The organism is Amycolatopsis sp. WAC 01416 (assembly GCF_003947485.1).
In the GTDB taxonomy this organism is placed as follows: Bacteria; Actinomycetota; Actinomycetes; order Mycobacteriales; family Pseudonocardiaceae; genus Amycolatopsis.
Genome location: NZ_QHHX01000005.1, coordinates 233,300 through 246,335, shown reverse-complemented (window position 1 = coordinate 246,335; position 13,036 = coordinate 233,300). Strand labels below are relative to the sequence as shown.

At 69.3% G+C, this 13,036-nt stretch carries 12 protein-coding genes; 7 read left to right on the top strand and 5 right to left on the bottom strand.

Going from position 1 to position 13,036, the window contains the following annotated elements; translation table 11 throughout:
* Positions 1 to 36 precede the first annotated feature (36 nt).
* Together DL990_RS18395 and DL990_RS18390 are read left to right on the top strand one after the other, a co-directional pair.
* Entirely contained in the window at positions 37 to 486 is a 450-nt protein-coding gene (locus tag DL990_RS18395; RefSeq protein ID WP_125799389.1) for a pyridoxamine 5'-phosphate oxidase family protein, read from the top strand.
* Positions 487 to 522: 36 nt separating this feature from the next.
* The gene (locus DL990_RS18390) at positions 523 to 1,269 is read left to right on the top strand and encodes a potassium channel family protein (RefSeq protein WP_125799388.1); all 747 of its coding nucleotides are present in this window, start codon (positions 523 to 525) and stop codon (positions 1,267 to 1,269) included.
* Here the strand turns inward: DL990_RS18390 and DL990_RS18385 are convergent.
* Together DL990_RS18385 and DL990_RS18380 are read right to left on the bottom strand one after the other, a co-directional pair.
* Entirely contained in the window at positions 1,226 to 3,121 is a 1,896-nt protein-coding gene (locus tag DL990_RS18385; RefSeq protein WP_125799387.1) for an acyl-CoA dehydrogenase, read from the bottom strand. The two genes, DL990_RS18390 and DL990_RS18385, sit on opposite strands and share 44 nt — an antisense overlap.
* Before the next feature lie 73 nt (positions 3,122 to 3,194).
* Positions 3,195 to 3,755: a hypothetical protein gene (locus DL990_RS18380; protein WP_125789460.1), complete on the bottom strand. Its 561-nt coding sequence runs from the start codon at positions 3,753 to 3,755 to the stop codon at positions 3,195 to 3,197.
* 181 nt (positions 3,756 to 3,936) lie between these two features.
* Here DL990_RS18380 and DL990_RS18375 point away from each other — a divergent pair, with 181 nt between their 5' ends.
* Positions 3,937 to 4,443 carry a hypothetical protein gene (locus DL990_RS18375; protein ID WP_125799386.1) on the top strand — a complete coding sequence of 169 codons (507 nt, stop codon included), beginning with the start codon at positions 3,937 to 3,939 and terminating at the stop codon, positions 4,441 to 4,443.
* On the opposite strand, the gene DL990_RS18370 is transcribed toward DL990_RS18375, so the two are convergent.
* Positions 4,424 to 6,442, bottom strand: coding sequence for a thioredoxin domain-containing protein (locus DL990_RS18370; RefSeq protein ID WP_125799385.1), 2,019 nt, complete (start codon positions 6,440 to 6,442; stop codon positions 4,424 to 4,426). The two genes, DL990_RS18375 and DL990_RS18370, sit on opposite strands and share 20 nt — an antisense overlap.
* 63 nt (positions 6,443 to 6,505) lie before the next feature.
* Here DL990_RS18370 and DL990_RS18365 point away from each other — a divergent pair, with 63 nt between their 5' ends.
* Positions 6,506 to 7,873, top strand: a complete 1,368-nt coding sequence (locus DL990_RS18365) for a 3' terminal RNA ribose 2'-O-methyltransferase Hen1 (protein WP_125799384.1) — start codon at positions 6,506 to 6,508, stop codon at positions 7,871 to 7,873.
* Positions 7,870 to 10,362 (top strand): polynucleotide kinase-phosphatase, encoded by a 2,493-nt coding sequence (locus DL990_RS18360; protein WP_125799383.1) that lies wholly within the window; start codon positions 7,870 to 7,872, stop codon positions 10,360 to 10,362. The genes DL990_RS18365 and DL990_RS18360 overlap by 4 nt, the downstream gene beginning before the upstream one ends.
* Before the next feature lie 72 nt (positions 10,363 to 10,434).
* Here the strand turns inward: DL990_RS18360 and DL990_RS18355 are convergent, their stop codons facing one another.
* Positions 10,435 to 10,767, bottom strand: coding sequence for a hypothetical protein (locus tag DL990_RS18355; protein ID WP_125789443.1), 333 nt, complete (start codon positions 10,765 to 10,767; stop codon positions 10,435 to 10,437).
* Positions 10,767 to 11,660 (bottom strand): mycothiol conjugate amidase Mca, encoded by an 894-nt coding sequence (gene mca, locus DL990_RS18350; protein ID WP_125791875.1) that lies wholly within the window; start codon positions 11,658 to 11,660, stop codon positions 10,767 to 10,769. The genes DL990_RS18355 and mca overlap by 1 nt, the downstream gene beginning before the upstream one ends.
* Positions 11,661 to 11,805: 145 nt before the next feature.
* On the opposite strand from mca, the gene DL990_RS18345 reads away from it, so the two are divergent.
* Positions 11,806 to 12,261 carry a DUF4307 domain-containing protein gene (locus DL990_RS18345; protein WP_125799382.1) on the top strand — a complete coding sequence of 152 codons (456 nt, stop codon included), beginning with the start codon at positions 11,806 to 11,808 and terminating at the stop codon, positions 12,259 to 12,261.
* A gap of 199 nt (positions 12,262 to 12,460) precedes the next feature.
* Positions 12,461 to 12,961, top strand: a complete 501-nt coding sequence (gene greA / locus DL990_RS18340; protein ID WP_125789446.1) for a transcription elongation factor GreA — start codon at positions 12,461 to 12,463, stop codon at positions 12,959 to 12,961.
* The last annotated feature ends 75 nt before the right edge of the window (positions 12,962 to 13,036 follow it).

Here is a 13,036-nt window from a genome sequence, read left to right as displayed (position 1 = left end):
TTCCGCGCCCCCACCGCGCGAGCCATGATCACCACCATGGCCAAGAACGCACCGCCCCGCCCCCTCGACGACGCGGCTCTCAGCGACTTCCTCGCCGAGCACGCCTTCGGCGCCCTCGCGACCCTCAAGCGCGACGGACGCCCTCACCTCTCCACGGTCGTCTACACGTGGGACCCCGAGGCCCGGACGGTCCGGATCAGCACGACCGAAGACCGCCTCAAGGTCAAACAGCTCCGCGACAACCCCACCGCCTCGCTCTACGTCTCCAGCGCCGACCACTGGAGATTCGCGGTCGCGGAAGGGAAAGCGGAACTCTCCGAGGTCACCCGGACACCCGGTGACACGGCAGGGCTCGAATATCTCGCCGCCCAGAGCCAAAAGCCGGAGGACGAGGCCGAGTTCCTCGAGACCATCGCCGCCGAACGAAGGCTCTACATCACCCTCAAAACCGACAAACTCTATGGAACGGCCCTCGACATCGCTTAACGTGCACCTGGAAAAGGCCAGGTGAGGAGACGCCCGATGTGGGAAAAGCGGATGGAGTGGCCGCTCAACGCCGCCGCCGTACTGTTCCTGGCTGCCTACGCGTGGCCGATCCTCCAGCCCTCGCTCGGCCACACCGGCCGGGTCTGGTGCGAGGTCGTCACGTGGGTCGCGTGGGCGGTCTTCGCCCTGGACTACGGCGTCCGCCTCAAGCACGCCAAGGACAAGCGGGACTTCCTCAAGAAGAACCTCTTCGATCTGCTGATCATCGTGCTCCCGCTGATCCGGCAGCTTCGGCTGCTCCGGCTGGTCACGGTGCTGAACGTCCTCAACCGCAACGCCGGCCTGTCGTTGCGCGGCCGCGTCGTGGTCTACACGGTGGGCGCGACGGCGCTCGTCGTGTTCTGTTCGGCGCTCGCCGTACTCGACGCCGAACGCACTCAGGCGGACGCGCCGATCACCGACTTCCCGGACGCGGTGTGGTGGTCCGTCACGACGATCACCACGGTCGGCTACGGCGACCGCTATCCCGTCAGCGGCACCGGCCGGATCGTCGCGGTCGGGCTGATGGTGGCCGGGATCGCGCTGCTCGGTGTGGTCACCGCGACGCTGGCGTCGTGGCTGATCCGCCGGGTGACCGAGGCCGACGAGAACGCGCAGGCCGTGACGCGCGAGCATCTCGACGAGCTGACCCGCGAGGTCAAGGCGTTGCGGGCCGAGCTCGCCGAGCAGCGCGCCGGGATCAGTCCCGCAGCATCGGAGCCGCTAGGTACTGCTCGGGGATAGCGAAGGCGTCCACGAGTGTCCGCGCGTGCGGGCGCAGGTCGGCGCACAGGGCGTTCACCGCGGCGGTGACGGCCTTCGAGCGCCCGGAGGTCAGGCGTCCGTGTTCGAGGAACCAGCCACGATCCGCCTCGATGTTCGCGAGCGCGTAGAGGTCGCACACCCGCTCCAGCAGTTCGCGGGCCTCGCCGTCGGCGCAGCGCTCGATGGCGTCGACGAACGCTTCGAGCACCACCCGGTCGACGTGCGCGCGTCCGGCGCGAAGCACGTGGTCCTGCGCGTCGTTGAAGACACCGAAGACGCCGGAGGGGTCCGAGCTACCTTTTCGCAGGCGCTGCGCGACGCCGCCGAGTACGTGTTCTTCGCGGTCTTCGAACAGCTTCAGGTGCCACTCGCGGGAGTACAGCACGTCGCCGTCGTCGGCCTCGGTGAGCCGTTCGACGACCTTGCGCGCGGACGTCCGTTCGATCACGGCTTCGACGAGCTGCTCCGCCACGAAACGCGCGGTCGCGAGCGGGCTGAGGTCCTCGAAGTGGTCCTTGTAGCTGGTCAGCAGGCCCTTCGCGACCAGCTGCAGCAACACGGTGTTGTCACCCTCGAAGGTGGTGAAGACGTCCGTGTCGGCCTTCAAACCGGGAAGCAGGTTTTCCGAGAGGTAGCCCGAACCACCGCACGCCTCACGGGCGGCCTGGATGGTCGCCGTCGCGTGCCAGGTCGAGACGGCCTTGATCCCGGCCGCACGCGATTCCAGCTCCCGCTGCTCTTCCTCCGGCGCGTCCTCGGCGATGTCGTTCAGCTTCGAAACGAGTGCTTCCTGCGCGAAGTGCAGGGCATACGACGTCGCCAGTGCGGGCAGCAGTTTCCGTTGGTGTGCGCGGTAGTCGAGGATCACGACCTCCTCGCCGCCGGGCCGCGCGAACTGCCTCCGCTGCTCGCCGTACCGGATGGCCAGCGCGAGCGCGCGCTTCGTCGCGCTGCCGGCGCTGCCCGCGACGCTGACCCGGCCGCGGATGAGGGTGCCGAGCATCGTGAAGAACCGGCGACCGTCGCTTTCGATCGGGCTGCGGTACGTGCCGTCCTCGGCGACGTCGCCGAACCGGTTGAGGAGTGCCTCGCGCGGAACCCTCACCTGGGTGAAGGTGAGCCGTCCGTTGTCGACGCCGTTGAGGCCCGCCTTGCGGCCGCAGTCCTCGATCTCGACGCCGCTCACGCCCTCGCCGCGGATCGGCACCAGGAACGCGTGCACTCCGCGTGATTCACCGCCGGTGATCAGCTGTGCGAACACCACCGCGAGTTCGCCGTCGCGGGCGGCGTTGCCGATGTACTCCTTCATCGCGCCCCGGTCCGGCGTGTGCACGACGAATTCGCGGGTGGCCGGATCGTAGGTCGCGGTGGTGCGCAGATGCTGGACGTCCGAGCCGTGGCCGTGCTCGGTCATCGCGAAGCAGCCCAGCAGCTCCAGATCCTTGATCTTCCGCAGGTAGCGCTCGTGGTGGCGTCCGGTGCCGAGCAGTTGCACCGCGCCGCCGAACAGACCCCATTGGACACCGGCCTTGACCATCAGCGAGAGGTCACCGAAACCCAGCATCTCGAACGACATCACCGAGCCGCCGACGTCACCGCCACCACCGTGCGCCGGGTCGAAACCGAGCCCCGGCCGGTCGGTGCGGGCGAGCAGGCGCAGCCATTCGAGCACCTGGGCGCGGTGCGCTTCGACGTCGAGGTCGACAGGGTCCTTGAAGTCCTCCGCGGCCATCTGCGCGCGCACCGCGCGACGGAGCTCCGCCCACCGTCCATCGAGGACGGTGGTCAGCGCGTCCGGGTCGATCTTCGCGGGAAGTCCTGGCGTGTCCACGATTCCTCCGATGCGGTGCGGTCTGCGTTCAGCCTGCCGCACCGCATCCGGGGACGCAGCACGAACTCCGGCCTCAGGAAAGGTCCGGTCCCTGTGAGCGGAGATCGTCCACCTTGGTCATCGCCTCCCGGAGCTCGGCGAGCCAGGCGTCCGCGTGCTCCCCGACCAGCCGGACGGCCCACGCGAGCGCCTCCGACCGCGACCGCGCGACGCCCGCGTCGACGAGGGTGTCGAGGACCAGGCGTTCCGGCTGCCTCAGCCTGGTCATGACCGGCGCCGAATGGGTGGTGAACAGGTGCCTCGTGCCGCCGAGGCTCGCGCCCCAGGCGACCTTGCGCTGATACCGGTGCTCGGCCTGGCGCGCGATCTCGATCCGCTCCTCGCGGGTCTCCTCGCGGAACCGGCTGATCCGGCCGTCCTCGGCCGCCGCACGGGCGGCGTCGTCGGCGTACTCACCGGTGAGCGGCTGGAGTTCGCCGACGATGACGATCTCTTCGCGATCCACCGTGACCTCGGGGTCTCCGGTGAACCAGCCCTCCGGGAGCCGTCCGCCGAACCACGCGGCCGCGTCGTCCGCCGAGGGGATGTCCGCCTGCTGCCAGCCGCCCCGGCCCTTCCAGCCACTTCGTCCCATATGCCTCGCCGCCCTGAAGTAGGTGTGCATGCTCGCCTCCGCGATTACATGATTACAACGCTACCGACGCTACGCTCGCAACGGCCGAGATTCACTCGTGTTCTCCCCCGGCGAAACCCGAGGCAACCTGATGACCTGCGCCGACGTGTTCCCACCAGCAGATGACGGAAAAGGGGACCTCATGCTGAAAAAGGCCATGATCGGCGCTGTCATGCTCGGAGCGGCCCAGCTCGCCGTGGTCGCACCGGCGGCGGCGGAAGCCAAGGACGTGTCCTGGTTCTTGCATCCGACCGAAGTCGAACCCGGCGGGGAGCTCTACGCCGAGACGAAGGCCGCGATGGGCGGCTGCGGACCGGCGACCCCGGTGACATCGCCGGGGTTCTCGGCGCCGCTCCAGTGGACGATCGGCGGCAACTGGGGGAAGGCCGCCGGCTACGGCAAGGCAGGCAAGACGCCGGGCAAGTACACGGCGACGTTCACCTGTTCGGACGGCACGAAGACCTCCCGCGCTTTCACCATCATCGGAACGCCGCCGACCACCACTACCAAGCCGCCGACTTCCACGAAGCCGCCGAAGCCGACGAAGTCCACCACGACGAAACCGAAGGCGCCGCAGGTCGCGGTCAAGCCGACGGGGGCTCCGCAGACGGGCGGCGGCGCCTTCGGCCCTATGGCGTGGGATTGGTGAGCTGAGCGCGCAGATCCTCGGCGGTGGTGACCGGGCGTTCGCAGACATAGCCGCGGCACACGTACGCGGCGGCGGCGCCCCCCACCAGCGGCCGGTCGGCGAGCAGCGGCACTCCCTCGGCGTCCGGGACACCACTCACGACGACGGCGCCGTCCGGTGCCGACGCGACGGCCGCGGCCAGCAAATCCTTGCGTGCGGCGGCATCCGGCCCGACGACGGCCACCTGCACCGGACCGGCGGCCGCGGCTTCGGCGACCGTGAGCCAATGCCCGGCGAACCGCGGCGCGTGGGCGGCGAGCCGTCCCGCGCGCGCCAGCGCCTGCTCGGCCGCCTCGCGGTAGCGGCCCACCTGGTCGTGCCCCGCCAGCACGGAGGCCGTCAGCAACGCGTTGGCCAGCGCCGAAGCCCCCGCCGGGCTCGCGTTGTCGGTCGGGTCGGAGGGCCGCTGCACCAGCACTTCCGCGTCGTCGGCCGTGTCGTAGTAGGCACCCGTCGAGTCCGGGACGCCGAAATGGGCCAAGGCGAGGTCCAGCAAGGTGACCGCGTCGGCCAGCCAGCGCGGCTCGCCGGTCGCCTGGTGGAGTTCGAGCAGCCCCTCGGCGAGGCACGCGTAGTCCTCCAGCACGCCCGCCGTCGTGCCGACGACGCCGTCGCGCGAGGTCCGGCGCAGCCGCCCGTCCACGAAATGGTCGTCCATCAGGAAAGCCGCGGCACGAGCCGCCGCGTCGATCCACTGTGGATGGTTCAGCCGCGAGCCCGCCTTGGCGAGCGCGCCGATCGCGAGCCCGTTCCACGCGGCGATGACCTTGTCGTCGCGGGCGGGCTGAGGACGCTCGTTTCGCGCCGTCAGCAGCGTGCGCCGCACCCGCTCGTACCGTTCCGCGTCCTCGGGACGCGGCTCACGCAGCCGCAGAGTCGACGCGCCGTGCTCGAAGTTGCCCCGTTCGGTCACCTGGAACAGTTCGGCGGCCCAAGCGCCGTCCTCCTCGCCGAGCACTTCGGCGAGTTGCGCGGGAGTCCAGACATACGTGAGGCCCTCGACGCCGTCGGTGTCCGCGTCGAGCGAAGCGGCGAAGCCTCCTTCGGCCGTCCCGAGGTCGCGCAGCAGGAACTCCGCGGTCTCTTCGACCGTCCGCCGCGCGTACTCGAGCCCGGTCACGCCGTGGAACTGCGCGTAGAAACGCAGGAGCAAACCGTTGTCGTACAGCATCTTCTCGAAGTGCGGCACTTCCCAGCGCGGGTCGACGGAGTACCGTGCGAACCCGCCCGCCAGCTGATCGTTGAGCCCGCCGAGCGCCATCGCCTCCGCCGTGTACTCGACCGGGGAGAGATCGGAGCCGGTGCGCTCGTGGCGCCGGAGCAGGAAGTTCAACGCCATCGTCGGCGGGAACTTGGGCGCTCCGCCGAACCCGCCGCTCGCGGCGTCGTATTCCTTGCGCAGTGAAGCGACCGCGGATTCCAGCGCCGCACCGTCCACAACGGACTCCGGCAGCGGCCCGCTCTTCTCCGTGAGGTGGGCGATGATCTGCCGGGCGCCGGAACGCAGTTCGTCCGGGCGCTCACCCCAGGCTTCGGCGACCGCGACGAGCAGCTGCGGGAACGACGGCATCCCCGGCCGCGGCGACGGCGGGTAGTAGGTGCCGCAATGGAACGGTTCACCCTCCGGGGTCAGGAAGCACGTCATCGGCCAGCCGCCCTGACCGGTCATCGCCTGGGTGGCCGCCATGTACACCGAGTCGATGTCCGGCCGCTCCTCACGGTCCACCTTGATGTTGACGAAGTTCGCGTTCATCAGCGTCGCGGTGGCTTCGTCCTCGAAGGACTCGTGCGCCATGACATGGCACCAGTGACAGGCCGCGTAGCCGACCGAAAGGAGAATCGGCACGTTCCGCCGTTTCGCCTCGGCCAGCGCCTCTTCACCCCAGGGCCACCAGTCCACCGGGTTCTCGGCGTGCTGCAGCAGGTACGGACTGGTCGCGGCCTTCAGGCGGTTCGACATGTCACCAGGGTCGCACGCGGAAAAGCGGGCGCGCCGAACGGCCGTCTGCGCGACACTCATCCGGTGCTCCTGACCATGACGACCACCCGGAACCCCGCCACCGACCTGGGCTTTCTCCTGCACAAGCATCCGGAGAAGGCGCAGTCGTTCACGCTCTCGGCCGGGAAGGCGCACGTCTTCTACCCCGAGGCGGCCGAGCAGCGCTGCACGGTGGCCCTGCTGGTCGAGATCGACCCGGTCGAGCTCGTGCGCGGCGGCGGGACGTCGCTGACCCAATACGTCAACGACCGGCCGTACGCGGGCGGCTCGTACCTGGCGGTGGCGCTGCGGGCGGTCTTCACCACGGCGCTGGCCGGGCGGTGCGCGAACCGGCCGGAACTGGTCGACGAGGCGTTCCCGCTGGAGATCCGCGTGCCGTCGCTGACCGCGCGCGGCGGCGCGGAGGTCGTCCACAAGCTGTTCGAACCCCTCGGCTGGCAGGTCGAGGCCAAGGCCATCCCGCTCGATCCCGAGTTCCCGCAGTGGGGCGATTCCCGCTACGTCGGCCTCCGGCTGACCGGGACCCAGCGCGTCGTCGACGCGTTGCGGCACCTGTACGTCCTGCTGCCCGCTCTCGACGGCGACAAGCACTACTGGATCGGCCAGGACGAGGCCGACAAGTTGCTGCGCGTCGGCGAAGGGTGGCTCGCGGGACATCCGGACCGGGAGCTGATCACCAACCGCTACCTCGAACGCCGGCGTCCGATCGTTTCGTACGCGCTCACCCGGCTGGCGGAAGCGGACGACGTGCCCGCCGAGGCCGAAGCGCGGGTCACCGAACTACCGGACCGGCCCGAACCGCTGGCCGTCCAACGGCACGGAAGCGTGCTCGCGGCTCTTCGGGCGGCGGGCGCGCGGCGGGTGCTCGACCTCGGCTGCGGCGGCGGCGCGCTGTTGCGCGTGCTCCAGAAGGAACCGTCGTTCACCGAGATCGTCGGAGTCGACGTGTCCGCGAGCGCGCTCGACATCGCCGACAAGCGGCTGAAAGACAAGACGCGGATCATCCTGAAGCAGTCCGCGCTGACCTACGCGGATCCGTCGCTGGCCGGATACGACGCGGCCGTGCTGATGGAGGTGATCGAGCACGTCGACGAGGAGCGCCTGCCCGCGCTGGAGCACGCCGTGTTCGGTGTCGCCGCGCCGCGGACCGTACTCGTCACGACGCCGAACGCCGAGTACAACCGGCACTTCGAATTCCTCGAAGAAGGCCGGTTCCGGCACGCCGACCACCGTTTCGAGTGGACACGCGAGCAGTTCCGCTCGTGGGCCGGCGGCGTCGCCTCCCGTCGCGGCTACGACGTCCGCCTGCTCCCTGTGGGACCCGAGTCCCAAGAATCAGGACCGCCGACCCAAATGGCGGTCTTCACGTCTCGGAAGGAGGCCGTGGCATGAAACTGACCATTCCCGACATGTCCCTCGTCGTGCTCGTCGGGGCCTCCGGCTCCGGCAAGTCGACCTTCGCGCGGACGCATTTCGCGCCGACACAGGTGCTGTCCAGCGACTACTTCCGCGGCCTGGTGGCCGACGACGAGAACGACCAGAGCGCGTCGGCCGCCGCTTTCGACGTGCTCCACTACGTCGCGGCGAAGCGGCTCGAAGCGGGCCGGATCACGGTGATCGACGCGACGAACGTCCAGCGTGCTTCCCGGGCGAGCCTCTTGAAGCTGGCCAAGGAGTACGACGTCCTGCCGACGGCGATCGTGCTCGACCTGCCGGTGAAGGTCTGCCAGGAGCGCAACGAATCCCGGCCCGACCGTGACTTCGGCGAGCACGTCGTCCGGCGCCAGCGCGGCGAGCTGCACCGCTCGCTGAAGTCGTTGGAGCGCGAGGGTTTCCGGCGCGTGCACGTGCTGCGGAGCGAGGCCGAGGTCGCCGAAGCGGAGATCGTCGTCGAGCCGCTGCGCAACGACCGGCGTGAGCTGGCCGGGCCGTTCGACGTCATCGGCGACGTCCACGGCTGCCGCGAGGAACTGGAGGAACTGCTCACCGAACTGGGTTACGTCGACGGCGTGCATCCCGAAGGCCGCACCGCGGTCTTCGTCGGCGACCTCGTCGACCGCGGACCCGACACGCCCGGCGTGCTGCGCCGCGTGATGGCGATGGCCGAAGCAGGCAGCGCGCTGGTCGTTTGCGGGAATCACGAACAGAAACTGGTCCGCGCGCTCGACGGGCGCAAGGTCAGGACGGCGCACGGACTCGCGGAGTCGCTGGAGCAGCTTTCCGCGCAGGACGAGGACTTCCGCGCGAAGGCGCATGCCTTTTGTGAAGGACTCATCGCGCACTACGTCCTCGATGGCGGCAAGCTCGTCGTCGCGCACGCGGGTCTGCCCGAGAAGTTCCACGGGCGCGCGTCCGGCCGGGTGCGGAGCACGGCGCTCTACGGCGACACCACCGGCGAGACCGACGAGTACGGTCTGCCGGTGCGGCTGCCGTGGGCGCGTGACTACCGCGGCAAGGCGATGGTCCTCTATGGACACACGCCGACGCTGGAGCCGGAATGGGTCAACGGGACCATGTGTCTCGACACGGGCTGCGTCTTCGGCGGCAAGCTGACCGCTTTGCGTTACCCGGAGCGGGAAGTCGTCTCGGTGAAGGCGAAGAAGGTCTGGTACGAGCCGTCACGTCCGCTCGAACCCGCGCGGCCGCTGGGCGGACGTGAGCCCGCGGTCCTGGAACTGGGCGACGTCACCGGGAAGCGGATCGTCGAGACACGACACCACGGCCGGGTCGGGGTCTCCGCCGAACAGTCTGCGGCGGCGCTCGAGGTGATGAGCCGCTTCGCCGTAGACCCGCGCTGGCTGCCGTACCTGCCGCCGACGATGGCGCCGTGTTCGACGTCCGCCACGGACGACTACCTCGAACACCCCGAGGAGGCCTTCGCCGAGTTCCGCGCGGCAGGTGTCGATCATGTCGTGTGCGAAGAGAAGCACATGGGCTCGCGTGCCGTCGTGCTCGTGTGCCGTGACGACGACGTGGCTCCCGCGCGGTTCGGGATCCAGGGGCCGGGCGCGGTGTACACCCGCACCGGGCGGCCGTTCTTCACTCCGGAACAGAACGCGCGGCTGCTCGATGGTGTGCGGGAAGCGTCGTCGGAACTGTTCGAGGAGCTGGACACCGGCTGGCTGCTGCTCGACACGGAACTGCTGCCGTGGAGCGCGAAAGCGGGCTCGCTGATCTCGGGACAGTACGCGGCCGTGGGTGCGGCGGCCCAGGCCGTGCTGCCCGCCGCCGTCGCTTCACTGGACGCCGCCGCGGCTCGCGGGGTCGATGTGGCGGAACTGATGGAACGGACCCGGGTCCGCGAGTCCACTGTGGACGCGTACCGGCAGGCGTACCGGCGTTACTGCTGGCCGACCGACGGCCTCGACGGCGTCCGGCTGGCACCGTTCCAGGTGCTGGCTTCGGAAGGGCACGCGTACCACGACCGGCCGCACGAGTGGCACCTTTCGCTGCTGGACCGGCTCACCGGCGACCTGTTCACCCGCACGCGGATCCTGCCCGTCGACACCACCGACCCGGCGTCGGTGGCACGCGGCGTCGACTGGTGGCTGGACCTGACCGGCGCGGGCGGCGAGGGCATGGTCGTCAAACCGGCGGCGAACCTGACCCGCGGCGCGCGTGGGCTTGTGCAACCGGGAGTGAAGGTGCGCGGGCGGGAGTACCTGCGGATCATCTACGGGCCCGACTACACGCTGCCGGAGAACCTCACGCGGCTCCGCAAACGCGGGCTGAACCGGAAGCGGGCGCTGGCGCTGCGCGAGTACGCGCTGGGGCTGGAGGCGCTGGAGCGGCTGGCACGCGCGGAACCGCTGTGGCGGGTGCACGAGTGCGTGTTCGCGGTGCTGGCGCTGGAGTCGGATCCGGTCGACCCACGCCTTTGACGCGCTTCGGGAATGCAATGAAGGGGCCTTTCATAGCAAAATTTGCTATGAAAGGCCCCTTCATTGCAGCGCTCAGTCGGACTTGGCGGTCGGCTTCTCCGTCTTGGCGACCGGCTCGGAGTCAGCCTTCGAAGCCTCGGGAGCCTCCTCGGCCGGCGCCTCCGAAGAAGAAGGGGCCGCAGGCTCGTCGAAGCTCTCCGGAAGCCGCTTCAAGTGCTTGGTCATCGACCGCACCAGCAACGCGACGGCGATCAAGAACAGGATCAGGATCAGGAACCCCACCGGCGACGACTTGCCGAAGTCCTCACCTTGGCCGCCGTTGTCGCCGTTGCCGGGCTGCTGTGCCAGGAACTGCGACGACACCGTCACCGGAACGACGGCGAACGCCGGCACCACGAAACTCATCAGCCCTCCTTCAAGCCGGCGAACAGATCGTCCTCCGGCAGGGTGCTGTCCACCAGTGAGCGGACCAGCTCGTACTCCTCGGTCGGCCAGACCTCGCGCTGCAGATCGCGCGGGACGGCGAACCAGCGGCTGTTCGGGTCGATCTGGGTGGCGTGCGCCTTCAGTGCGTCGTCACGCTGCTCGAAGTAGTCGCCGCATTCGACGCGGGTGGTCACCCGCTCCATGACGTCGGCCTTCTCCGGGTCCCACGACTTGAGCCACTCCTCGTACGGCGACTCCAGGCCGCGGGCGAGCAGGGCCTCGTGGAACACGGTCATCCTGGCGCGCGAGAACCCGTGCACGTAGTACAGCTTCATCGGCTGCCACGGCTCGCCCGCGTCCGGGTAGCGCTCGGCCTCGCCCGCCGCGTCGAAGGCCGCGACCGAGATCTCGTGCGTGCGGATGTGGTCGGGGTGCGGGTACCCGCCGTTCTCGTCGTAGGTGACGATCACGTGCGGACGGAACTCGCGGATGACCTTCACCAGGGCACCGGTGGACTCCTCGAGCGGGATGACCGCGAACGAGCCCTCCGGGACCGGGGGCAGCGGGTCGCCCTCGGGCAGGCCCGAGTCGACGAAGCCGAGCCAGGCGTGGCTCACCCCGAGGATCTTGGCCGCGCGGGCCATCTCCTCGCGGCGGACCTCGGTCATGTTGGCCACTACTTCGGGACGGTCCATGGCCGGGTTCAGCACACTGCCCGCTTCGCCGCCGGTGCAGGTCACGACCATGACCTCGTGCCCTTCGGCGGCGTACCTGGCCATGGTGGCCGCGCCCTTGCTCGACTCGTCGTCGGGGTGCGCGTGCACCGCCATCAGGCGGAGGCGTGACTTCGGCGGTTCATTGGCTAGCACCATGCTCCGAACGTCCCCTTCTCGTTCCCTATTCCCCTGCGACCCTGCCTGACGGCCCGCCCTGCCGGGCGCGGATACTCGAGGGGACCACTCGCATACGACCCCTATTGTCCCTGCGAGCACGACGACACCGACCGGGAGGCCCGGGTTGAGCACGGGACAGGACGCTCCCACCGCGGAAAGCACCCGGATGGACGTGCCGGAAGGCCGGTACGGCAAACCCCGTGCCGCGAAGCCCGCCGGCTGGCGGCGCCTGGTGTTCGTGGTGATCGCACTGCTGGTCAGCGGCGGTATCGCCTATGTCGCGTACGCGAACTTCGGCAGCGCGCCCATCGAGGGCGAACGCGTCTTGTTCGAGGAGAAGCCGGGCGACGCGATGGAGATCACCATCAACGTGACCAGGGACGACGTGAATCGTCCAGGGGTGTGCGTCGTCCGCGTCCGTGACAAGGCCGGGGCGGAGAGCGGACGTAAAGAGGTCCTGATTCAGCCTGGTTCGAAGAACAGCAGGGTGACTACCACCATCAAGAGCATCGGAAAGCCGGTCACGGCTGATATCTTCGGATGCTCATACGACGTACCACGGTACCTGTCAAGGCCATAGCGGCCAACGGGGTGAAACGGGCGCCCAACGCCGAGGCGCGACCGAATTCGACCGGCGGCGATGCCTCGCGCCGTGTTACTCTGATCTACCGGCACGGCCCAAGACGGGCCGTGTTTTTCCTTTATCTCAGCCAGGCCGGCGCGCCATGCCGGCCCGGTGGCCGGCTTGTACACCCAAGCCTGGCAGGCCCTACTAGGAGATGGTGACCGTGAGCGACACAAAGGTGACCTGGCTGACCCAGGATGCCTACGACAGGCTCAAGCAGGAACTCGACCACTACATCGAGCTCCGCCCGGTCATCGCTGCGAAGATCAACGACAGCCGGGAAGAGGGCGACCTCAAGGAGAACGGCGGTTACCACGCCGCCCGCGAAGAGCAGGGCCAGCACGAGGCCCGCATCCGCCACCTCCAGGAGCTCCTCCGTTCGGCCAAGGTGGGCGAGCCGCCCGCCAATGACGGCAGCGCGGGACCGGGCAAGGTCCTCACCGTGCGCTACGACGGTGACGACCAGGACGAGAACTTCCTCTTGGCGACCCGCGAAGAGGGCACCGAGGGTGGCCTGGACGTCTACTCGCCGGAGTCCCCCCTCGGCAAGGCGCTGCTCGGCGCCAAAGAGGGCGAGACCCGCGAGTACGAGCTGCCCAACGGCAGCATCCAGAAGGTGACGCTCGTCAAGGCCGTGCCGTACACCGCCAAATGAGCACTCCTCGCGCCGCTTCGCGGCCGAAGGCCCCGGAAACTCGATGAAGGGGCGTCCTCCGCACACAGTGCGAGT